The sequence below is a fragment of the Streptomyces sp. NBRC 110035 genome (genome assembly GCF_000829695.1).
Taxonomy (GTDB): Bacteria; Actinomycetota; Actinomycetes; order Streptomycetales; family Streptomycetaceae; genus Streptomyces.
The window spans coordinates 20,922-41,110 of sequence record NZ_BBNN01000035.1; the positions used below are offsets into that span (position 1 = coordinate 20,922).

Consider the following 20,189-nt stretch of genomic DNA (forward strand, 5'->3'; position numbering starts at 1 on the left):
GGGAGCGGGGTCAGTTCGGCGGCTTCGCCGGCTTGCGCGCGACGATCCGGTACGCGTTGGCGAACGGGGTGTGCCGCAGGACGGGCGCCAGTGCCAGGTCCGCCAGCGCCGCGACGGCGACCAGCGGGGCACCGGCGCGCAGCAGTACGGCGCGTGTGTGCTGCTGGAACGGGGTCGGCGGGATCGCGCGCCAGGGGGCGTCCGGGGCGGGCAGGGCGTGGGAGAGGGCCAGCGCGGCGGCGCCGGCCAGGTCGTACGGAACGTACACGGGACGGTGCTTGGCGCCGGCTCCGGTGGGTCCGGACCCGGACCCACCGGAGCCGGTGGTGACGATCGTGCAGCCGAGCGACTCCAGTTCGGCCCGGAGGTTGCGCGGTGGCAGCAGATGCAGCCGCCGGGGCTGGTCGTAGGACAGCCACCGGCTGCCGAACAGGGCGGCGAACGCACTGCCGGGGTCCAGGGTCTCGATGAGCAGAAGGCCGCCGGGGCGCAGGGCGTCCAGGGCGGCGTGGAGTTCGGCCCGCGGGTCGGTGGTGTGTTCGAGGTGGTGCAGCAGGCTGACGACGTCGTAGCGGGCCTCCACCCGGGCCCGCACCTTCGGGTCCGTCAGCGCGCCGATGTGGGCCTCCTCGACACGGCCGAGGACGCGGGCGCGTTCGACGCGCGCGGTGAGGTCGGTGCCGTCGAAGGCGGTGTACGGGAAGAACTCCCGTGCGGTGTCCGGGAAACGGGCGTGTCCGGTGCCGACGTCCAGCCAGCTCTCCGGTTCACCGAAGCGCAGCATCGCGCGGGCCGTGGCCCGGCGGCGGCGCGGGGCGTCGCGCAGCGCGAGGACGGCGTCGGTGACGGTGTCCCGGGGCGCCCCGCGCAGCGCCCGCCGGTGGAAGGCCAGCCCCTCGGCGGTGAGGCGGGGGTTCTGGAAGGTGTGCCCGCAGTCCCGGCACGCGTCGACGGTGAACCGGCCCGGCCGGTGCCGCCGCAGGTCGCCGGTGCGCAGCCGGTTGCGCAGCCGCGCCGAGCCGCACCAGGGGCAGTCCGCGCGGCGCGCCTCGTGCACCCGTACGGAGGCGGCCTGCTGTGCGGGAACGACCGGGGCGACGGGCGGCGGGGCGGCGGGTGCGTCGGGGGCGTCGGGCACGGACATGGGCGGCTCCGGGTGAGTGGGGCGGGCGGGGAGGGGCGCGGGCCGGCGGGCGAGGAGAGGTGCGGGCGGGAAGGGTTCGAAGGTCCGGGTGATGACATTCCCTTGCAAAACGTTACGGATCGGATGGCGATCCCGGGCGCAATGACGCCGGGGTGGCGTCGTCCGTCGGGCGGGATGCCGGCGACGCGGCCCGGGTGATGCCGACGACGGGCCCCAGGGCTCCGGCGTGTTCGATCCGGGCCGGTACTGTTCGGCGAATGAGCGCGCTGAATCTCGACGACTTCACCGATCTGATCGAGCGTCCGGACGGCGGGGTACGCCGTGACGCGGAGGCTCGCCGCGAGCGCCAGATCGTGCCGCCCGGGGCGCTGGGCCGTCTCGACGAGCTGGGTGAGTGGCTGGCCGCCGCGCAGTCCGCGGTGCCGGTGCGGCCGGTCGAACGGCCGCGGGTCGTCCTCTTCGCCGGAGATCACGGGGTCGCCCGGCTGGGGGTCTCGGCGCGGCCCGCGGGCAGCGCCGGGGACCTGGTGCGCGAGGTGCTGGAGGGCGGCCGCCCGGTGTCCGTGCTGGCCCGGCGGCTCGGGGTGCCGGTGCGGGTGGTCGACATGGCCCTGGACTGCGAACCGGACGCCCTGCCCGAGGACGTCGTACGGCACCGGGTGCGGCGCGGCAGCGGACGGATCGACGTCGAGGACGCGCTGACGCCGGAGGAGGCCGAGGCGGCGTTCCGGGCCGGGGTCGCGGTGGCCGACGAGGAGGCCGACTCCGGTACGGATCTGGTGGTGCTCGGCGATGTGAGCGTGGGCGGCACCACGGCGGCGGGTGTGCTGGTGGGCGCGCTGTGCGGGACGGACGCGTCCGTGGTCACCGGGCGCGGTGGCGTGGCGATCGACGACCTGGCCTGGATGCGCAAGTGCGCGGCGATCCGTGACGCGCTGCGGCGGGCCCGGCCGGTGCTCGGCGACCAGCTGCGGCTGCTGGCGACGGTGGGCGGGGCCGACCTCACCGCGATGACGGGCTTCCTGCTGCAGGCCGCGGTACGGAAGATGCCGGTCGTGCTCGACGGGGTCGTGACGGCGTCGTGCGCGCTGGTGGCCCAGCGGATCGCGTTCCGGGCGCCGGACTGGTGGCTGGCCTCGCACGACAGCGGTGAGCCGGGCCAGGCGAAGGCGCTGGACCGGATGGCGCTGGAGCCTCTCCTCGCCCACGGCGTCACCGTGGGCGAGGCCACGGGCGGCCTCCTGGCCCTCCCCCTGGTCCAGGCGGCGGCCGCCCTGGCCGCGGAACTCCCGGAGCACCCCGAGGAGTCGAAGGCCTCAGGGACCCCGGACGCCTCGGCGCCCTCTGACCGTCCGGCCGAAGCGGACCGACCGGCCGAAGCGGACCGGCCCGGGCAGCCGGAGACCTCGGGAACGCCGGAGACCTCACAGCCGTCGGCGGCCGACGGGCAGCCGACGACCGACGGGCAGCCGGAGCCGGCCCCGACGCCGAAGCCCGAGTAGCCCCCCGCACCCGAGCGATCATCCGGAGCAACACCCCGCCGCGTCACCCGCGTCCCACGAGGCGGGGCGCGAGCCCGACCCCGCACCGGACGCGGCGAGCCGACCGCCGGGGCGGCGGGAGCCCTTCCGCCGGGCGCTCGCCGGCCCCGGCAGCAACCCGGCGGCAGCCCCGGCACCGCGGACGCCGCGCCGGTAACGGGGGCGCAGCCGGCTTCGCCCCGGGGGCACGTCCCGGGCAGCGCGCACCCGCACCGGCCGGAGCGCCGTGCCGGGAGCAAGCCCCCGTCCCGTCAGCCGCGTTCGAGTGGTGGGGGCGGGTCCGGGTCGGGTGTGCCGCCGATCCAGTCCTGGAGGGCGCGGCGGGGCCCCGACCAGCGGAGGTCGTGGTGGTAGGCGCGGAGGACGGCCCGGGCGCGGGCGCGATGCCTGTGCCGGTAGAAGCGTCTCGCCCAGGGCGAGCCGGGGCGGGCCAGACGCAGCGCGCCGACCACGGCGACGAGGGGCACGATCACGCCGAACACGGCCATCCGCGTCTTGCCCTTGCTCAGGGCGATGAGTGAGAAGAGGAAGTTGACCGCGACGTTCAGGGCGACGCCCGCGCGGTTCTGGAGCTCGTCCTCGCTCAGGTCGTCGACGCCGAACGGCGAGAACCCGGACAGCACCAGCCCGACCATCGCGGCGGTGAGGACGACCACCTCCACGCTCTGCCGGCCCGCCTCGGTCCAGTAGACGTCGTCGAGGTGCAGGATCATCGCGAACTCGTCCAGGACGAGACCGGCGCCGACGCCGAAGACGACCGCGCTGAGCGCGGACCCGAAGCCGTGCCGGCCGCCCGCCACCGCGCCGAAGCCGCCGGCGACGGTGAGGATCACGCCGGGCACGACGTGGTGGATGTGCAGGCCACCCGCCTTCACGTTGCCGAAGGGGCCCTTGCCGGCCCGGATCCGCCGGGTGACGGCCCGGGTGATCACGAAGGTGAGGACGAAGGCGGTGAGGGCGAGGAGCAGCGGCAGCTTCCCCGGCTCGATGATGTTCCGCTCCAACCAATGTCCCATAAGCGCACTTTATCCACGGCTGCCCGGGGCGCCCTGTCGGCCACCGGGTACCCTGCGCCGGTGTCCGCACCTTTCCCGGCCTCGCTGTCCGACGGTCTCCGCTTCGCCTTCGGCACCCTGACCGTGCTCCCGGTCCGGGTGACCCGATGGGACCGCCCGGCCGCGCGCGGCGGCATGCTGTGCGCCCCGCTCGCCGGACTGGTGGTGGGCCCCGCGGCGGCCGCCGCGGGACTCCTGCTGCTGCTTCTCGGCGCGGGCGCGCCCCTCGCCGCCGTCGCCACCGTCGCCGTACCCGCCGTGCTCACGCGAGGGCTGCATCTCGACGGGCTGGCCGACGTCGCGGACGGGCTCGGCAGCGGCAAGCCGGCCGAGGACGCGCTGCGGATCATGAAGCAGTCGGACATCGGCCCGTTCGGCGTACTCACCCTCGTCCTCGTGCTGCTGGCCCAGGTGGCCGCACTGACCCGGGCGTACGACGGCTCCTGGACCCGGGGTGCGCTCGCCGCCGTGGTCGCGGCGGTCACGGCCCGACTCGCCCTCACCCTCGCCGCCCGGACCGGGGTGCCGCCCGCCCGTCCGGAAGGGCTGGGCGCCGCGGTCGCCGGGGTGGTGCCGCGGCCGGGGGCGGCGGCCGTCGCGCTCGCGGTGGCCGGCGCGGCGGCGGCCGGGGGCGCCCTCCTCGGCGCGGACGGCGCCGTCCGCGGCGTCCTCGCAGTACTCCTGGCGGCCGCGGCCGCGGAACTCCTCCTGCGGCACTGCGTACGCCGCTTCGGCGGGGTAACCGGCGATGTGTTCGGTGCGCTGACGGAGACCGCGGCGACGACCGCCCTCGTCGTCGCGGCGCTGGCCTGAGCGGCCCCCGCCGGACACCCGGCGCGCCCGGCACCGGCCTCAGCAGGCCTGCCTCCAGACCCCCAGTTCGTACTTCTTCAGCAGGGAACTCAGCTTCAGCCGCCGGGAGTCGGCGCAGAAGCGGTCGGTGGGCAGTTCGTACTCGGCGTGGAAGACGGCCTTGCCGGCCTCGACGAACGGGGTGAGCCGCGCGCACTCGCCGTACTGGGCGCACTGCTCGTTGACCGCGAAGTCGTAGTCGCCGACCAGCTGCGGGATCTGGTCCAGGTCGTTCTTCAGGCCGACGGCCAGGCCGCGTTCGTGGGCGAGCCGGGCGATCAGGCGGTTGTAGCGGAGCTGGTGGGCTGCGGTGAGCGGGAACCCGGTGCGGTTGCGGTAACCGTCCATGTTGTCCGGCTCCACCGCGTCGAAGCCCTTGTCGCGGCACATGTCGAACCGCTCGGCCATGATCGGTTCCAGGACGTCGGTACGCCGGATGTCGAGCCAGCGCTCGCCCTCCCAGCCGTTGCCGCGGCCGATCACCTCGTCGGGGAAGTCCCCGGCGTCGGGGCGGAAGTCCTCCCAGGCCCCCGTGGACAGGTAGCAGATGACCTTCCGGCCGTCGCGGTGCAGCCGCGCGACCGTGTCCCCGGAGTGGTCGAACCCGTCGATGTCGTAGACCGGCACGTCGACCGAGGTGTCGAGGCGCCCGCTGAGCTGCCACTGCCAGTCGGTACCGGGACGCGGCTGCCAGCGCGGACCGGGGTCCCCGGTCCGCCCGGAGCCCCCGCCGGAGCCGGCGGGGGCTCCGGAGCCGGTGCAGCCCGCGAGCAGCAGCGCGCACAGAGCGAGAGCGAGGGTGAGAGCGAAGGGCGTGCCGAGCGGTCCTGCGTGTCGTCTCATGGGTCTCGTCTCAGAGGTCGTGTCACGGGGCTGCGTCTCGGGGTGTTCCGCCGTCGCCGCCGTCCGGCGGTCCGCGGCCGGGTCCCGGAGACGGCCGGCACATCACCGATCGATAAAGACCCGCGTGAGGGAGTGGACACGCAGACGCGCGTAGTCTCGTCCGGAGTGTCGCCGTACCGGGGAAGGCCCCGCCGAGACCGTACCGTCAGGTCGCCGTTAGGGTCGGCGCCGGGTTCGGTCGACCCACACCTTTCGGCCACAGCAACTTCACATCGGAAGCGAGAAATCACCACCGTGACTGCTCTCACTCTCAGCACCGCCGCGTTGCCCGGCCTGCGGGCCGACGCGATCGTGATCGGTGTCGCCAAGGGCACTGCGTCCGCGGCCGGTGGCCCGGTCGTCGTACCGGGCGCCGAAGCCGTGGACAAGGCCTACGACGGCAGGCTCGCCGGCGTCCTGGAGACCCTCGGCGCGTCCGGCGCCGAGGGTGAGGTGACGAAGCTCCCCGCGCCGACCGGCTTCAAGACGCCGCTCGTGGTCGCGGTGGGCCTGGGCACCCGGCCCGAGAAGGACGCCGCCCCCGACACCGAGGCACTGCGCCGGGCGGCCGGCGTGGCCGCCCGCGCCCTGTCCGGCTCCAAGAAGGCCGTCTTCGCCCTCCCGATGACGGACGCCGCCGACGCCGGCGCGGTCGCCGAGGGCGCGCTGCTCGGCGCGTACTCCTTCGACGCCTACAAGAACACCGCCGACAACGGCGGCAAGGGCAGGAAGAAGGCCCGCAAGGCGCCGCTCGCCGAGGTCGTGCTGGCCGGCGTGCCGTCCCGCGACAAGGCCTTCAAGGCGGCCGTCGCACGTGCCACCACGGTGGCCGAGGAACTCAACCGGGCCCGTGACCTGGTCAACACCCCGCCCAACGACCTCGACCCCGAGGCCTTCGCCGCCGTCGCCCAGGCCGCGGCCAAGGAGCACGGCATCAAGGTGCAGGTGCTCGACGAGAAGGCGCTGGCCAAGGGCGGCCACGGCGGCATCCTCGGGGTGGGCGCCGGCTCGGCGTCGGGTCCGCGGCTGGTGAAGCTGTCGTACACCTCCGCGAAGGCGAAGAAGCACCTCGCCTTCGTCGGCAAGGGCATCACGTACGACTCGGGCGGCATCTCGCTGAAGCCGGCCGGGCACAACGAGACGATGAAGTGCGACATGAGCGGTGCCGCCGCCGTGTTCGCGGCGGTCGTCGCCGCCGCCCGCCTCGGCCTCGCGGTCAACGTCACCGGCTGGCTGGCGCTGGCCGAGAACATGCCGTCGGGTTCCGCCACCCGCCCGGGTGACGTGCTGCGCATGTACAGCGGCAAGACGGTCGAGGTGCTCAACACCGACGCCGAGGGCCGTCTGGTCCTCGCGGACGCGCTGTGGGCCGCCTCGGAGGACGAGCCGGACGCGATCGTGGACGTGGCGACGCTGACCGGTGCGATGGTCCTGGCACTGGGCAACCGCACCTTCGGCATCATGGCGAACGACGACACCTTCCGCGCCGCGGTGCTGGAGGCCGCCGAGGAGGTCGGCGAGCCCGCCTGGCCGATGCCGCTGCCGGAGCACCTGCGCAAGGGGATGGATTCGGCCACCGCCGACATCGCGAACATGGGCGAGCGGATGGGCGGCGGGCTCGTCGCCGGTCTCTTCCTGCGCGAGTTCGTCGGCGAGGGCATCACCTGGGCCCACCTCGACATCGCGGGGCCGGCCTTCAACGAGGGCGGCCCCTTCGGGTACACGCCCAAGGGCGGTACGGGCTCGGCGGTACGGACGCTGGTCCGCCTCGCGGAGCAGACGGCGGCCGGCGAACTGGGCTGAGCCGGCGCTCCGTCGCCGGTCCGGTCGCCGGCGGGCCCCGTGCCCGCGCGGACGCTCTGGGCGGACCGGCCGGCATCGGCCGGCCCCGAGGACACGACGGGGACGTCCGTCCCGGCGGCACGCCGCCCGGGCGGCGTTCCGGTGGGACGAGCGCGCCCCTCGTGGCCCGTCACGGAACGCGCAGGCAGCGTCCCGAGCGGGACGGGGCCCCGCCGTCACGCGCGGGTCCCCCGGACCGGCGCCCGGGCCGGCCCCTCCAGGCCGGCCCGGGCGCTTCGGGGCGTGTCGTGCCGGGCCTCGCACGTGCTCACCACACCTGCGGCGGGCGGACGTTCGAACGTGGGACGTCTCACACCGCCGCCCCGCGTCTCGTTCCGCGTCGACAAGTGCGAGGATAGGGCTCGGCAGGACAGGGCCCCACCGAAGGGCCGAAGGCAAAAGAGCGGCCGGACACCAGCCGCCGACCGGTCACTGGAGACCGGCGTGGCGCACATGCATGGAGGACGTGACGTGGCGAACGACGCCAGCACTGTTTTCGACCTAGTGATCCTCGGCGGTGGCAGCGGTGGTTATGCCGCGGCCCTGCGCGGGGCGCAGCTGGGCCTGGACGTCGCCCTGATCGAGAAGGACAAGGTCGGCGGTACCTGCCTGCACAACGGGTGCATTCCCACCAAGGCCCTGCTGCACGCGGGCGAGATCGCCGACCAGGCCCGCGGGAGCGAGCAGTTCGGTGTGAAGGCCACCTTCGAGGGCATCGACATGGCGGCCGTCAACAAGTACAAGGACGACGTGATCTCGGGCCTGTACAAGGGCCTGCAGGGTCTCATCGCCTCCCGCAAGGTGACCTACATCGAGGGTGAGGGCCGGCTCTCCTCGCCGACCTCCGTCGACGTGAACGGTCAGCGGGTCCAGGGCCGCCACGTCCTGCTGGCGACCGGCTCCGTGCCGAAGTCGCTGCCGGGCCTGGAGATCGACGGCAACCGGATCATCTCCTCCGACCACGCCCTCGTCCTGGACCGTGTGCCGAAGTCCGCGATCGTGCTGGGCGGCGGCGTCATCGGCGTCGAGTTCGCCTCCGCGTGGAAGTCCTTCGGCACCGACGTGACCATCGTCGAGGGCCTCAAGCACCTCGTCCCGGTCGAGGACGAGAACAGCTCGAAGCTGCTGGAGCGGGCGTTCCGCAAGCGGGGCATCAAGTTCAACCTGGGCACCTTCTTCGAGAAGGCCGAGTACACCCAGGACGGCGTGAAGGTCACCCTCGCCGACGGCAAGGAGTTCGAGGCCGAGGTCCTGCTCGTCGCCATCGGCCGCGGCCCGGTCTCGCAGGGCCTCGGCTACGAGGAGGCCGGGGTCGCCATGGACCGCGGTTACGTCCTGGTCGACGAGTACATGCGGACCAACGTCCCGACCGTTTCCGCGGTCGGTGACCTCGTCCCGACGCTCCAGCTCGCGCACGTCGGCTTCGCCGAGGGCATGCTGGTGGCGGAGCGGCTGGCCGGTCTGAAGACCGTCCCGGTCGACTACGACGGCGTGCCCCGGGTGACGTACTGCCACCCCGAGGTCGCCTCCGTCGGCATCACCGAGGCCAAGGCCAAGGAGATCTACGGTGCGGACAAGGTCGTCGCCCTGAAGTACAACCTGGCGGGCAACGGCAAGAGCAAGATCCTCAAGACCACGGGCGAGATCAAGCTCGTCCAGGTCAAGGACGGTGCGGTGGTCGGCGTCCACATGGTGGGCGACCGTATGGGCGAGCAGGTCGGCGAAGCGCAGCTGATCTACAACTGGGAGGCGCTGCCTGCCGAGGTCGCCCAGCTGGTCCACGCCCACCCGACGCAGAACGAGGCGCTCGGCGAGGCTCACCTTGCCCTCGCGGGCAAGCCCCTCCACTCCCACGACTGACGTCTTCGGTCACGGGCGCGACGACACAGACTTCCGCACTTCTAAGGAGCAACCGAAACCATGGCGGTTTCCGTAACCCTTCCGGCGCTCGGCGAGAGCGTCACCGAGGGCACTGTCACCCGCTGGCTGAAGGCCGAGGGCGAGCGCGTCGAGGCCGACGAGCCTCTGCTCGAGGTCTCCACCGACAAGGTCGACACCGAGATCCCCTCTCCGGCCGCCGGCGTGCTGTCCTCCATCAAGGTCGCCGAGGACGAGACCGTCGAGGTCGGTGCCGAGCTGGCCCTGATCGACGACGGCACCGGCACGGCCGACGCCACCCCGGCGGCGGCCGAGGCGCCCGCCGCCGAGCAGCCCGCCGAGCCGGCCCCGCAGGCCGAACAGCCCGCCGCACCGGCTCCCGAGCCGGCCCAGGCCGCCCCGTCCACCGAGCAGACCGCCCCGGCGCCCGCTCCCACCCCCGAGGCCGCCGCCGGCGGCGGCTCCGCCGAGGGCACCGACGTGGTCCTGCCCGCGCTCGGCGAGTCCGTCACCGAGGGCACCGTCACCCGCTGGCTGAAGTCGGTCGGTGACAGCGTCGAGGCCGACGAGCCGCTGCTCGAGGTCTCCACCGACAAGGTCGACACCGAGATCCCGGCGCCCACCTCGGGTGTGCTGCTGGAGATCACGGTCGGCGAGGACGAGACCGCCGAGGTGGGCGCCAAGCTCGCCGTCATCGGCGCTCCGGGAGCCGCTCCGGCGGCTGCCGAGCAGGCTCCGGCCGCCCCGGCGCAGCCCGAGCCGGAGCCCGAGCCCACCCCGGCTCCCGCCCCGGCTCCGGCGCCGCAGCAGGCCGCTCCGGCGCCTGCCCCCGCCCCGCAGCAGGCCGCTCCGGCTCCGCAGCAGGCTGCCCCGGCCCCCGCTCCGGCCGCGGCTCCCGCCGCCGCCCAGCCGACCGACGAGGGCGCCTACGTGACCCCGCTGGTGCGCAAGCTCGCCGCCGAGCACGGCGTCGACCTGTCCACGGTCAAGGGCACCGGCGTCGGCGGCCGGATCCGCAAGCAGGACGTGGTCGCCGCGGCCGAGGCCGCGCAGGCCGTCCCGGCGGCGGCTCCCGCGCCGCAGGCCGCCCCGGCCGCCAAGCGGGGCCCGGTCCTCGAGGCGTCGCCGCTGCGCGGTCAGACCGTGAAGATGCCGCGGATCCGCAAGGTCATCGGCGACAACATGGTCAAGGCGCTGCGCGAGCAGGCGCAGCTGTCCTCGGTCGTCGAGGTCGACGTCACGCGGCTGATGAAGCTGCGTACGCGGGCCAAGGACGCGTTCGCGGCCCGTGAGGGCGTCAAGCTCTCCCCGATGCCGTTCTTCGTCAAGGCCGCGGCCCAGGCGCTGAAGGCCCACCCGGCCGTCAACGCCCGGATCAACGAGGCCGAGGGGACCATCACCTACTTCGACACCGAGCACATCGGTATCGCGGTGGACTCCGAGAAGGGCCTGATGACCCCGGTCATCAAGAACGCCGGTGACCTCAACATCGCCGGTATCTCCAAGGCCACGGCCGACCTCGCGGGCAAGGTCCGGGCGAGCAAGATCACTCCGGACGAGCTGTCCGGCGGGACCTTCACCATCAGCAACACCGGTTCGCGCGGCGCGCTGTTCGACACGATCATCGTGCCTCCGGGCCAGGTCGCGATCCTCGGCATCGGTGCCACGGTCAAGCGCCCGGCCGTCATCGAGACGGAGGAGGGCACGGTCATCGGCGTCCGCGACATGACGTACCTGACCCTCTCCTACGACCACCGTCTGGTGGACGGTGCCGACGCGGCCCGTTACCTGAACTCGGTCAAGGCGATCCTGGAGGCGGGCGAGTTCGAGGTCGAGCTCGGCCTGTGATCCACGGCCGCTGACCGGGGCGCCGACCCCGGTCACCGGTGCCCCCGTCCGGAAGTCTCCGGGCGGGGGCACCGTCGTGTGCGGGGCTCGGTGGGCGGTACCCGGTACGCGGCTTCGCGTCCGGGCGGCTCGAGCCGTGGGAGCTCGGGTCACGCCGCCCCGGCCCCTGGGGGCAGCGGTCCGGCAGGCGGGTCCGGTGCCGCGAACCGGGCGGGCGGGCCGGTTCGCGCAGGCCGGGCGGGCTCCGCAGGGCCGGATCGGCGGGCCCTGTCGTGCGGGCCGGGCGGGTCCGGGCGCATCCGTAGCGGGCTGGAGCGTGTGCGCTGTGTAAGCCTCGTCTCACCTGCTCGAAAGCGCCCTGTGCGCCCCTCCCGGACGGCGTCACAGCCGTATTGTCTAAGGGTCAATCGCCCTCAAGGGTCCTGTCCGTCGCCCGTCCGCCGCCCCTCGACGGGGCTCGTCGGGCGGCTGTCTCGGATTCACGAGTCCTGTTCAAGGAGCCCTCATGACCGCGCCCGTCGTCCACTCGCTGCGCGAGCAGATCCGCGAGCACATCCTGGAAGGGATCATCAGCGGGCGCTGGCAGCCGGGCGAGCGGATCGTGGAGCGACGGATCGCGACGGAGCTCGAGGTCAGCCAGACGCCGGTGCGGGAGGCGCTGCGCGAGCTGGAGTCGCTGCGACTGATCGAGTCGGCGCCCAACAAGGGTGTCCGGGTGCGGAACCTCTCGGCCACCGACCTGGAGGAGAGCTACCCGGTGCGGGCCGGTCTCGAGGCGATCGCCGCGGAACTGGCCGCGGAGCGGCTGGCGGAGGACTGCTCGGCGCTGGAGCCGCACGTCGCCGCGCTGTACGAGGCCGACCGCGTCGCCGACGGCACGGGCCAGGTGCGGCACACGGTCGCCTTCCACCGCGAGCTGGTCCGCGCGGCCGGCAACTCGGTGCTGCTGCACACCTGGGAGGGTCTGGGCATCGAGGTCTTCACCGCCCTGTCCATCCGCTGGCTGGGCACGGTCCAGCAGTCGTACGCGGAGGAGCACCAGGACCTGGTGGCCGCGTTCCGCCGCCGTGACCCCCGGATCCCGGAGATCGTGAAGGCCCACGTGCTGGGGTGCGCGCCCCGGGCGTGAGCCCGTCGAGGGAGCTGCGGAGACCCTTGCTCACCTGCGAGAACATCCTCTCCTTCGCGTCACTCGGTGCCACTTGCCCGGGCACCGCGTGCCGACTTTCTTGAAATCAAGAGATTTTCACCCGAACCCTTTGATCGATCATCGATCAGCGGGTTATGGTCGCCTGCGGGCTCTCCACCAGAGCCCCCCGCCCTGTCCTGCCAAAGACCAAGGGCACCCCCGAACCCTTACCGATGAGGGAACCCCCTTCGACTGAGGAAGGCGGCGACATGACCGACCCCAAGGCCATCCAGCCGAGCGAGCTGGACCAGCTCCCGGACCGCGACCCCGAGGAGACCGCCGAATGGCAGGCCTCCCTCGACGCCGTCGCCAAGGCCGCCGGACCGCACCGGGCCGCGTACCTGATGCGCCGTACGCTGGAGCGCGCCGAGGGCGCCGGCGTGGCGCTGCCGCAGCTTCTCGAGACCGACTACGTCAACACCATCCCCACCGCCGCCGAGCCCGCCGTGGACGGCGACGAGGCGATGGAGTCCCGCATCACCGCGTGGAACCGCTGGAACGCGGCGGCGATGGTGACCCGCGGCAGCAAGTACGGCGTCGGCGGCCACATCGCCACCTTCGCCTCCGCGGCCTGGCTCTACGAGACCGGCTTCAACCACTTCTTCCGCGGCAAGGAGGGTGACGGCTCCGGCGACCAGCTCTACATCCAGGGCCACGCCTCCCCCGGCATCTACGCCCGCGCCTTCCTCGACGGCAGGCTGACCGAGGCGCACCTCGACAACTTCCGCCGCGAGGCCGGCGGCGACGGACTGCCGTCCTACCCGCACCCGCGGCGCCTGCCGTGGCTGTGGGAGTTCCCCACGGTGTCGATGGGCCTCGGCCCGATCTCCGCGATCTACCAGGCGCGGTTCAACCGCTATCTGACCAGCCGCGGCATCAAGGACCTGTCGAACTCCCACGTGTGGGCGTTCCTCGGCGACGGCGAGATGGACGAGCCGGAGTCCACCACCGCGCTCACCCTCGCCTCCCGCGAGGGCCTGGACAACCTGACCTTCGTCATCAACTGCAACCTGCAGCGGCTCGACGGCCCGGTCCGCGCCAACTTCAAGATCGTGCAGGAGCTGGAGGCCCAGTTCCGCGGCGCCGGCTGGAACGTGGTCAAGAGCCTGTGGGGCACCGCCTGGGACGAGCTGTTCCGGCTGGACACCACCGGCGCGCTGGTCCGCCGCCTGCGCGAGGTACCCGACGCGCAGGTCCAGACGTACCAGACCCGCGACGCCGCCTACATCCGCGAGGACTTCTTCGGCAAGGACCCGGCGCTCGTCGAGATGGCGAAGCTGCTGAGCGACGACAAGATCGTCGAGTGCTTCCACCTCTCGCGCGGCGGCCACGAGGCCCGCAAGGTCTACGCCGCCTACCGCGCCGCACTCTCCCACACGGGCGCGCCGACCGTGATCCTGGCCCAGACGGTCAAGGGCCACACGCTCGGCGAGGGCTTCGCGTCGAAGAACGCCAACCACCAGATGAAGAAGCTGTCGGTGGACGAGTTCAAGGCGATGCGCGACCGCCTCGAACTGCCGATCAAGGACAGCGACTTCGTCGACGGCGTGGTCCCCTACGGCCACCCGGGCGCCGGCTCCCCCGAGGTCCGTTACCTCCAGGAGCGGCGCGCGGCCCTCGGCGGTCCGGCCCCGGCCCGCCGTGTGCACCCCGTCGCCCCGCTGCCGGCCCCGGCGGACAAGGCGTTCGCCGCCTTCGACAAGGGCTCCGGCTCGCAGAACGTGGCCACCACCATGGCCTTCGTCCGCCTGGTCAAGGACCTGGTCCGCGACAAGGAGACCGGCAGACGCTGGGTGCCGATCGTCCCCGACGAGGCGCGCACCTTCGGCATGGAGTCGCTCTTCCCGTCGCTCGGCATCTACTCGCCCAAGGGCCAGACGTACGAGCCGGTCGACCGCGACCAGCTGATGTACTACAAGGAGGCCGAGAACGGCCAGATCCTCAACGAGGGGATCACCGAAGCCGGTTCCATGGCCGACTTCATCGCCGCCTCCACGTCGTACGCGACGCACGGCGAGGCGATGATCCCGTTCTACATCTTCTACTCGATGTTCGGCTGGCAGCGCACGGCCGACCAGATGTGGCAGCTCGGCGACCAGCTCGGCCGCGGTTTCCTCGTCGGTGCCACCGCCGGCCGCACCACGCTCACCGGTGAGGGCCTGCAGCACGCCGACGGCCACTCGCCGGTCATCGCGGCGACCAACCCGGCCGCGCTGAGCTACGACCCGGCCTTCGCGTACGAGATCGCCACCATCGTCAAGGACGGTCTGCGCCGGATGTACGGCGAGGCGGCCCCGGGCGAGGACCAGAACGTCTTCTACTACCTGACGGTCTACAACGAGCCCCTCCCGCAGCCGGCCAAGCCGTCGGCCGCCGGGATCGACGAGGGCATCCTCAAGGGCCTGTACCGCTTCAACACGGCGGAGTCGGCCGGGCTCACCCCCGCGGCCAACGCGGCGCGGATCCAGCTGCTCGGTTCCGGTACGGCGATCCACTGGGCGCTGAAGGCCCAGCGGATGCTCGCCGAGGAGTGGGGCGTGGCGGCCGACGTGTGGTCGGCGACGTCGTGGACCGAGCTGCGCCGGGACGCCATGGAGGCGGACGAGGCGTTGCTGCGCGGCGAGGAGCGGGTGCCGTACGTCCGGCAGACGCTCCAGGGCGCCGAGGGTCCGGTGCTGGCGGTGTCCGACTACATGCGCCAGGTCCCCGACCAGATCGCGCAGTGGGTCGAGCAGGACTACACCTCGCTGGGCGCCGACGGCTTCGGCCTCTCCGAGACCCGCGAGGCGGCCCGCCGCCACTTCGGGATCGACGCCGAGTCCGTCGTCGTCGCGGCGCTGGCACAGCTGGCCCGGCGCGGCGAGGTACAGGTGACGGCCGTGAAGGAAGCACGCGAGAAGTACGGCCTGTAGGAATCGCGGGACCTGCAGGACCCCGTGGGACCGGGGGGGGCCTCGGGTTCGACGGCAGGAGGCCCCCGCCGCGGCGGGGGCCTCCTGCTGCATCATGGGCGCCATGCGCGCTGCCCGGCTGATCAAGATGGTGCTGCTGCTCCAGTCCCGGCCCTCCATGACCGCCGCCGAGCTGGCGCGCGAGCTGGAGGTGTCGGAGCGGACCGTCACCCGGGACGCGCAGGCCCTGTCCGAGGCCGGGGTGCCGGTGTACGCGGACCGGGGACGGGTCGGCGGGTACAGGCTGGTCGGCGGCTACCGGACCAGGCTGACGGGGCTGGCCCGCGGTGAGGCGGAGGCGCTGTTCCTGTCCGGGGTGCCGGGCGCGCTGCGCGAGATGGGGCTGGAGGACACGGCCTCCGCGGCCCGGCTGAAGGTGTCGGCGGCGCTGCTGCCGTCCTTGCGGGACGCTCCGCGGACGGCGGCCCAGCGCTTCCATCTGGACGCCCCGAACTGGTTCCGCGAGGCGCCGGCGCCCGAGCTGCTGCCGGCCGTGGCGGACGCGGTGTGGGACGACCGCCGGGTCGTCGCGCGCTACCGGCGCGGGGCCACCGAGGTGGAGCGGGAGCTGGAGCCGTACGGGCTCGTGCTCAAGGCGGGTGTCTGGTACCTGTGCGCGCGGGTGCCGGGACACGGGGCCTTCCGGGTGTACCGCGTCGACCGGTTCGCGCTGGTCGGGGCGGGCACGGAACGCTTCGAGCGCGACCCGGAGTTCGATCTGCCCGCGTTCTGGGAGGAGCGGGCGGAGCAGTTCTCGCGCTCGATCCTGCGGACGGAGGTGGTGGTGCGGCTGTCGCCCGAGGGGAGGCGCGCGCTGCCGCACGCCGTGGACCCGGTGGCCGCCCGGGAGGCGCTGGCCGAGGCGGCCGGAGCCGACGGCGAGGGGGACGGCGACGGATGGGTGACGGTGACCCTGCCGGTGGAGTCCGAGGAGGTCGCCCGCACCCAGCTCACGGCGCTGGGCCCCGAGGCGGAGGTGCTGGCGCCGGCGTCGCTGCGGGAGTGGTTCGCCGCCCAGGCCGTACGGCTGGCCCTGCTGTACGGACCGGGGCGATCCGCGTGATCCGGGGTGCGTCCGGTGGTTCCAGGGCCGATGCTTGACGCGTGATGGACGAGACGGAGTTCTGGGAGCTGGTCGACACCACTCGCGAGGACGCCGAGGGTGATCCGGAGGAGCAGGCCGACCTGCTCGTGGAGCGGCTCGCGCGGCTGGACCCGGAGGCGGTCCTCGACTTCGCCCGGCACTTCGAGTCCCGCTACCACCGCGCCTACCGCTGGGACCTGTGGGGCGCCGCCTGGGTGCTCCTCGACGGGGCGAGCGACGACGCCTTCGACTTCTTCCGGTGCTGGCTGATCGGCCAGGGCCGTGAGGTCTTCGAGGGCGCGCTGCACGACCCGGACTCCCTGGCCGGTCTGCTGGACGACTTCGACGAGGAGATCGACGGCGACGGCGAGGAGCTCGGCTACGCGGCGGACGAGGCGTACGAGCAGCTCACCGGCATCGTGGCCCCCGACCTGGATCTCCCCGCCGGCCCGGTCGAGCCCGAGGGCACGCCGGTCGACTTCGAGGACGACTCCCGGCTCGCCGAACGCTATCCCCGGCTCTGGGACCGGTTCCGGCCCTGAGCCCGGTCCTGCGCCTTCTCCTGCGCCTCCTCCTGCTGCTGCTTCTCCTGCCGGTGTCCGGCGTCCGGCCCGCGGCTCTGGAGCTCCGCCGCCATCTCCCTGATCTTCGGCAGGCGGGCCTGCAGGGCGGCGCCCGGACAACTGGTCATGAAGCCGTCGGTGTGGCCCGCGAGGGCGGGCAGCATGGCGGTGGTGCCCGCCGCGTACCTGCTGCGGCCGTTGCTGGAGACCAGCCGGACGTCGGATCGCGGGTCGGTGCCGGACAGGCCGAGCTTCCAGGCGGCCAGCTCGGCGATCGCGCGCTCCATCGCGTGCGGCACGGGCACCCCGGCGGTGAAGGTGCCGAGCGCGGCGATGCCCGTGGTGCGGTGGTTGAAGCCCTGCGTGTGGGCGCCGGTGACGGGGCGGTCGGTGCCGCCGGCGCGGCCTTCGTAGATGGTGCCGCACCGGTCGACGACGAAGTTGTAGCCGATGTCGTCCCACTCCCGGGCGCTGGTCTGCCCTTCGTAGACGTTGCGGATGTGGATGGGGGCCTCGGCGCAGTCGTAGTCGTTGGGCGAGTCGGTGTGGTGGACGAAGACGGCGACGACCTCGTCGTCGTAGCGCGGGGGCGGCTGTTCGCGGCCGGCGTCGCCCACCCAGGCCGCTCTCGACACGATGGGCGGCCTGGGCGCCGTGTGGGCGGCCGCCTCGCGGGCGGTGACCGCGGCGGACGAGGGCTCCGCGGCCCGTTCGACGCCGTACGCGCACAGCACCAGGGCGACCGCCGCGGCGACGCCCGGCAGACAGCCGAGCAGCACTTTGACGGCTTGGGGCAGGCCCGTGCGGCCGGCTCCGCCGGGTATCCGGGGAGCACGGCGCAGCCGCGCTCCCCTCGGTCTCGTGAGGGCACGCATGGCTTCACTGTGGGTCGGATCGGGCCGCCCCGCGACGTGGCCGTGCCGACCGGTGGAACCATCGTCCGGGTCTCCGGCGTTCTTCCGGGTACACGCGCGCGCGGCCGCTTCCCGGTGGTCACTCGCGCGTGGCTGATCACCGGGCCCCTCCCCCACGTAGGAGAGGGCCCGAGAGAAAGGCGGCGTGCGTGGACCTGCTCGACATCCTGCTGTTGCTGGTCGTCCTGGCCTACGCGGCGTCCGGCTACCGGCGCGGCCTGCTGGCCGGCTGCGTGTCGCTGGCCGGTTTCGTGGGCGGTGCGGTCGTCGGCGTGTGGATTCTGCCCTGGGTGATGGATCTGGTGACCCCGGGGACGACCGGGGCGACGGTGACGGCCCTGCTCACGGTGCTGCTGCCGGCGGCCGTGGGCCATGAAGTGGCGGGCCGGCTGGCGCTCAGGCTGCGGCGGGAGCTGGACCGGGGGCCGCTGCGGGTGGTGGACGGGGTCGGCGGGGCGGCGGCCAACTCGGTGGCCGTGCTGATCGTGGCCTGGGTGCTCGCGTCCGTCCTCGGCGCCTCCTCGTCCCCGCTGATCACCTCCGCGATCCGGGACTCGCGACTGCTCGGCGCGGTCCACGAGGTGATGCCGGACACCACCCCCGCGTGGTTCTCGCGGGCCACCTCGGCGCTGACCGAGGCGGGCTTCCCCCAGGTCTTCAACCCGTTCGAGAACGAGTCGACGGCCGAGGTCGCCGAGCCCTCCGGCGACAGTGTCACCGCGGCCGCCACCCGGGCCGCCCAGCGGAGCACGGTGAAGGTCGAGGGCGTCGCGGGTCTCCAGGGCCGCGAGGGCAGCGGCTTCGTGTACGCGGCGGAGCGCGTGATGACCAACGCCCATGTGGTCGCCGGCATCGACGAGCCGACCGTGCGGGTCGGCGGCGTCGGGCGGGCGTACGAGGCCCGGGTGGTGCTGTTCGACCCGCAGAAGGACGTGGCCGTGCTGTACGTGCCCGAACTGCGGGCGCCCGTCCTGCGGTTCGTCGAGGACGCCGGCCGCGGCGACTCGGCGGTCGTCGCGGGCTACCCGCAGGACGGCGACCTGAACCTCCAGGCGGCGACGGTCGCGAACCGGGTGCAGGCGAGGGGGCAGAACATCTACGGCGACCGGGTCGTCACCCGCGAGATCTACTCCATCCGCTCCACCGTGCGCCCCGGCAACTCCGGCGGACCGCTGCTGACCACCGACGGCCGGGTCTTCGGCGTGGTGTTCGCCCGGTCCACCTCGGACACGGAGACCGGCTACGTCCTGACCGCGGCCGAGGTCGCCGAGGACGCGGAGCGCGCGGCCGGCGCGACGGCACCGGTGGGCACCGGGGAGCTCGTGACGTCGTAGGGCGGCGGGTCCGCCGTGATGTCCGGGCCGCGGGGCAGGATGGACCCATGGAACCTTCCCGAATCGCGGTGGCCGGTGCGTCCGGCCTCATCGGCGGCGCACTCGTACGGTCCCTGACCGCCGACGGGCACACGGTGGTGCGCCTGGTGCGCAGGACACCCCGCACCGAGGACGAGGTGCGGTGGGACCCGGAACAGGGGTCCGTGGACGCGGCCGGGCTCGCCGGGTGCGACGCCGTGGTCAATCTCGCCGGTGCCGGGGTGGGCGACCGCCGCTGGACACCCGAGTACAAGGAGCGGATCCGCACCGGCCGGGTGCGGGGCACGGCGGCGCTCGCCGAGGCGGTCGCCGGTCTGGAGCGGGACGTACGGCCGCGGGTGTTCGTCAACGGCAGCGCCATCGGCTACTACGGCGAGACCGGTGACCGGGCGGTCGACGAGAGCGCGCCGGCGGGCTCGGGTTTCCTGCCGGAGCTGTGCGTCGAGTGGGAGGCCGCCGCAGCACCGGCCCAGGAGGCGGGCGTGCGGACGGTGTTCGCCCGGACGGGGCTCGTGGTGGCCCGCGGGGGCGGTGCGTGGGGCAGGCTCTTCCCCCTGTTCCGGGCCGGGCTGGGCGGGCGGCTGGGCGACGGGCGCCAGTACTGGTCGTACATCGCCCTGCACGACGAGGTGGCCGCCCTGCGCCATCTGCTCGACACCGACGGGCTGTCCGGGCCGTTCAACCTGAGCGCGCCGCACCCGGCGACCAACCGTGAGATCACCGAGGCGATGGGGCGCGTGCTGCGCCGGCCGACGGTGTTCGCGGTACCGGCGCCGGTGCTGCGGAAGGTGCTCGGCGAGATGGCCCAGGACGTGCTGGGCAGCGCTCGGGTGCTGCCGACGCGGCTGCTGGAGTCGGGGTTCCGGTTCGCGTTCCCGGACATCGAGGGGTCGATCCGCGCGGCCCTGTGACGGGGCGGGGGCCCGGCGGGTGCCGGCGTCGACGCCCTTCAAAGGGAGACAGCGCCGGGCAGCCGTGCGGAGGCCATCGGCAACCGGACGCCGGGCACCGGACGCCGAGCACCGGGCTGAGGACACCGGACGCCGGACGGAGGATGAAGAACGCCGATCGCC

Annotated in this window: 15 protein-coding genes; 11 read left to right on the forward strand and 4 right to left on the reverse strand. The window is 73.6% G+C overall.

The features are described from left to right. Nucleotides 1-10: 10 nt before the first annotated feature. A complete protein-coding gene (locus TU30_RS23940; protein ID WP_063837656.1) occupies nucleotides 11-1,144 on the reverse strand; it encodes a class I SAM-dependent methyltransferase in 1,134 nt (377 codons plus the stop codon). Between the two features lie 257 nt (nucleotides 1,145-1,401). On the opposite strand from TU30_RS23940, the gene cobT reads away from it, so the two are divergent. Next, nucleotides 1,402-2,646 carry a nicotinate-nucleotide--dimethylbenzimidazole phosphoribosyltransferase gene (cobT, locus tag TU30_RS23945; protein ID WP_042173448.1) on the forward strand — a complete coding sequence of 415 codons (1,245 nt, stop codon included), beginning with the start codon at nucleotides 1,402-1,404 and terminating at the stop codon, nucleotides 2,644-2,646. Between the two features lie 290 nt (nucleotides 2,647-2,936). Here the strand turns inward: cobT and TU30_RS23950 are convergent, their stop codons facing one another. Continuing rightward, nucleotides 2,937-3,701 carry a hypothetical protein gene (locus tag TU30_RS23950; protein WP_042173450.1) on the reverse strand — a complete coding sequence of 255 codons (765 nt, stop codon included), beginning with the start codon at nucleotides 3,699-3,701 and terminating at the stop codon, nucleotides 2,937-2,939. On the opposite strand from TU30_RS23950, the gene TU30_RS23955 reads away from it, so the two are divergent. Beyond that, nucleotides 3,693-4,553 (forward strand): adenosylcobinamide-GDP ribazoletransferase, encoded by an 861-nt coding sequence (locus TU30_RS23955; protein WP_042173609.1) that lies wholly within the window; start codon nucleotides 3,693-3,695, stop codon nucleotides 4,551-4,553. The two genes, TU30_RS23950 and TU30_RS23955, sit on opposite strands and share 9 nt — an antisense overlap. 39 nt (nucleotides 4,554-4,592) lie before the next feature. On the opposite strand, the gene TU30_RS23960 is transcribed toward TU30_RS23955, so the two are convergent. Continuing rightward, nucleotides 4,593-5,435, reverse strand: coding sequence for an endo alpha-1,4 polygalactosaminidase (locus TU30_RS23960; protein ID WP_042173452.1), 843 nt, complete (start codon nucleotides 5,433-5,435; stop codon nucleotides 4,593-4,595). 294 nt (nucleotides 5,436-5,729) lie between these two features. Between TU30_RS23960 and TU30_RS23965 the strand changes: the two genes are divergently transcribed. The 7 genes from TU30_RS23965 to TU30_RS23995 all read left to right on the forward strand — a co-directional run bounded on the left by TU30_RS23965 (nucleotide 5,730) and on the right by TU30_RS23995 (nucleotide 16,808). Beyond that, nucleotides 5,730-7,277 carry a leucyl aminopeptidase gene (locus TU30_RS23965; RefSeq protein ID WP_042173454.1) on the forward strand — a complete coding sequence of 516 codons (1,548 nt, stop codon included), beginning with the start codon at nucleotides 5,730-5,732 and terminating at the stop codon, nucleotides 7,275-7,277. A 510-nt stretch (nucleotides 7,278-7,787) separates the two neighbouring features. Further along, a complete protein-coding gene (lpdA, locus tag TU30_RS23970; RefSeq protein WP_042173456.1) occupies nucleotides 7,788-9,176 on the forward strand; it encodes a dihydrolipoyl dehydrogenase in 1,389 nt (462 codons plus the stop codon). A 60-nt stretch (nucleotides 9,177-9,236) separates the two neighbouring features. Further along, nucleotides 9,237-11,042 (forward strand): 2-oxoglutarate dehydrogenase, E2 component, dihydrolipoamide succinyltransferase, encoded by a 1,806-nt coding sequence (gene sucB, locus TU30_RS23975; RefSeq protein WP_042173458.1) that lies wholly within the window; start codon nucleotides 9,237-9,239, stop codon nucleotides 11,040-11,042. A 505-nt stretch (nucleotides 11,043-11,547) separates the two neighbouring features. Continuing rightward, a complete protein-coding gene (locus TU30_RS23980; RefSeq protein ID WP_042173460.1) occupies nucleotides 11,548-12,171 on the forward strand; it encodes a GntR family transcriptional regulator in 624 nt (207 codons plus the stop codon). Nucleotides 12,172-12,440: 269 nt separating this feature from the next. Further along, complete coding sequence (gene aceE / locus TU30_RS23985; RefSeq protein WP_042173462.1) at nucleotides 12,441-15,143, forward strand: pyruvate dehydrogenase (acetyl-transferring), homodimeric type; 2,703 nt, start codon at nucleotides 12,441-12,443, stop codon at nucleotides 15,141-15,143. Nucleotides 15,144-15,246: 103 nt separating this feature from the next. Continuing rightward, a complete protein-coding gene (locus tag TU30_RS23990; RefSeq protein WP_042173612.1) occupies nucleotides 15,247-16,245 on the forward strand; it encodes a YafY family protein in 999 nt (332 codons plus the stop codon). A gap of 44 nt (nucleotides 16,246-16,289) precedes the next feature. After that, the gene (locus TU30_RS23995; protein ID WP_042173464.1) at nucleotides 16,290-16,808 is read left to right on the forward strand and encodes a DUF4240 domain-containing protein; all 519 of its coding nucleotides are present in this window, start codon (nucleotides 16,290-16,292) and stop codon (nucleotides 16,806-16,808) included. Here TU30_RS23995 and TU30_RS24000 read toward each other — a convergent pair. Beyond that, on the reverse strand, nucleotides 16,775-17,704 hold the full coding sequence (locus TU30_RS24000) for a peptidoglycan recognition protein (protein ID WP_078878473.1): 930 nt from the start codon (nucleotides 17,702-17,704) through the stop codon (nucleotides 16,775-16,777). The genes TU30_RS23995 and TU30_RS24000 overlap by 34 nt on opposite strands. Nucleotides 17,705-17,892: 188 nt before the next feature. Between TU30_RS24000 and TU30_RS24005 the strand changes: the two genes are divergently transcribed. Further along, complete coding sequence (locus tag TU30_RS24005) at nucleotides 17,893-19,077, forward strand: MarP family serine protease (RefSeq protein WP_042173466.1); 1,185 nt, start codon at nucleotides 17,893-17,895, stop codon at nucleotides 19,075-19,077. Between the two features lie 47 nt (nucleotides 19,078-19,124). Continuing rightward, nucleotides 19,125-20,027 carry a TIGR01777 family oxidoreductase gene (locus TU30_RS24010; protein WP_042173468.1) on the forward strand — a complete coding sequence of 301 codons (903 nt, stop codon included), beginning with the start codon at nucleotides 19,125-19,127 and terminating at the stop codon, nucleotides 20,025-20,027. The last annotated feature ends 162 nt before the right edge of the window (nucleotides 20,028-20,189 follow it).

Excerpts from the sequence above, each read along its gene's own strand:
- TU30_RS23940 (WP_063837656.1), bottom strand. The coding sequence starts at position 1,144 with ATGTCCGTGCCCGACGCCCCCGACGCACCCGCCGCCCCGCCGCCCGTC.
- cobT (WP_042173448.1), top strand. The coding sequence starts at position 1,402 with ATGAGCGCGCTGAATCTCGACGACTTCACCGATCTGATCGAGCGTCCG.
- TU30_RS23955 (WP_042173609.1), top strand. The coding sequence starts at position 3,693 with ATGTCCCATAAGCGCACTTTATCCACGGCTGCCCGGGGCGCCCTGTCG.
- TU30_RS23950 (WP_042173450.1), bottom strand. The coding sequence starts at position 3,701 with ATGGGACATTGGTTGGAGCGGAACATCATCGAGCCGGGGAAGCTGCCG.
- TU30_RS23960 (WP_042173452.1), bottom strand. The coding sequence starts at position 5,435 with ATGAGACGACACGCAGGACCGCTCGGCACGCCCTTCGCTCTCACCCTC.
- sucB (WP_042173458.1), top strand. The coding sequence starts at position 9,237 with ATGGCGGTTTCCGTAACCCTTCCGGCGCTCGGCGAGAGCGTCACCGAG.
- TU30_RS23980 (WP_042173460.1), top strand. The coding sequence starts at position 11,548 with ATGACCGCGCCCGTCGTCCACTCGCTGCGCGAGCAGATCCGCGAGCAC.
- aceE (WP_042173462.1), top strand. The coding sequence starts at position 12,441 with ATGACCGACCCCAAGGCCATCCAGCCGAGCGAGCTGGACCAGCTCCCG.
- TU30_RS23990 (WP_042173612.1), top strand. The coding sequence starts at position 15,247 with ATGCGCGCTGCCCGGCTGATCAAGATGGTGCTGCTGCTCCAGTCCCGG.
- TU30_RS23995 (WP_042173464.1), top strand. The coding sequence starts at position 16,290 with ATGGACGAGACGGAGTTCTGGGAGCTGGTCGACACCACTCGCGAGGAC.
- TU30_RS24000 (WP_078878473.1), bottom strand. The coding sequence starts at position 17,704 with ATGCGTGCCCTCACGAGACCGAGGGGAGCGCGGCTGCGCCGTGCTCCC.
- TU30_RS24010 (WP_042173468.1), top strand. The coding sequence starts at position 19,125 with ATGGAACCTTCCCGAATCGCGGTGGCCGGTGCGTCCGGCCTCATCGGC.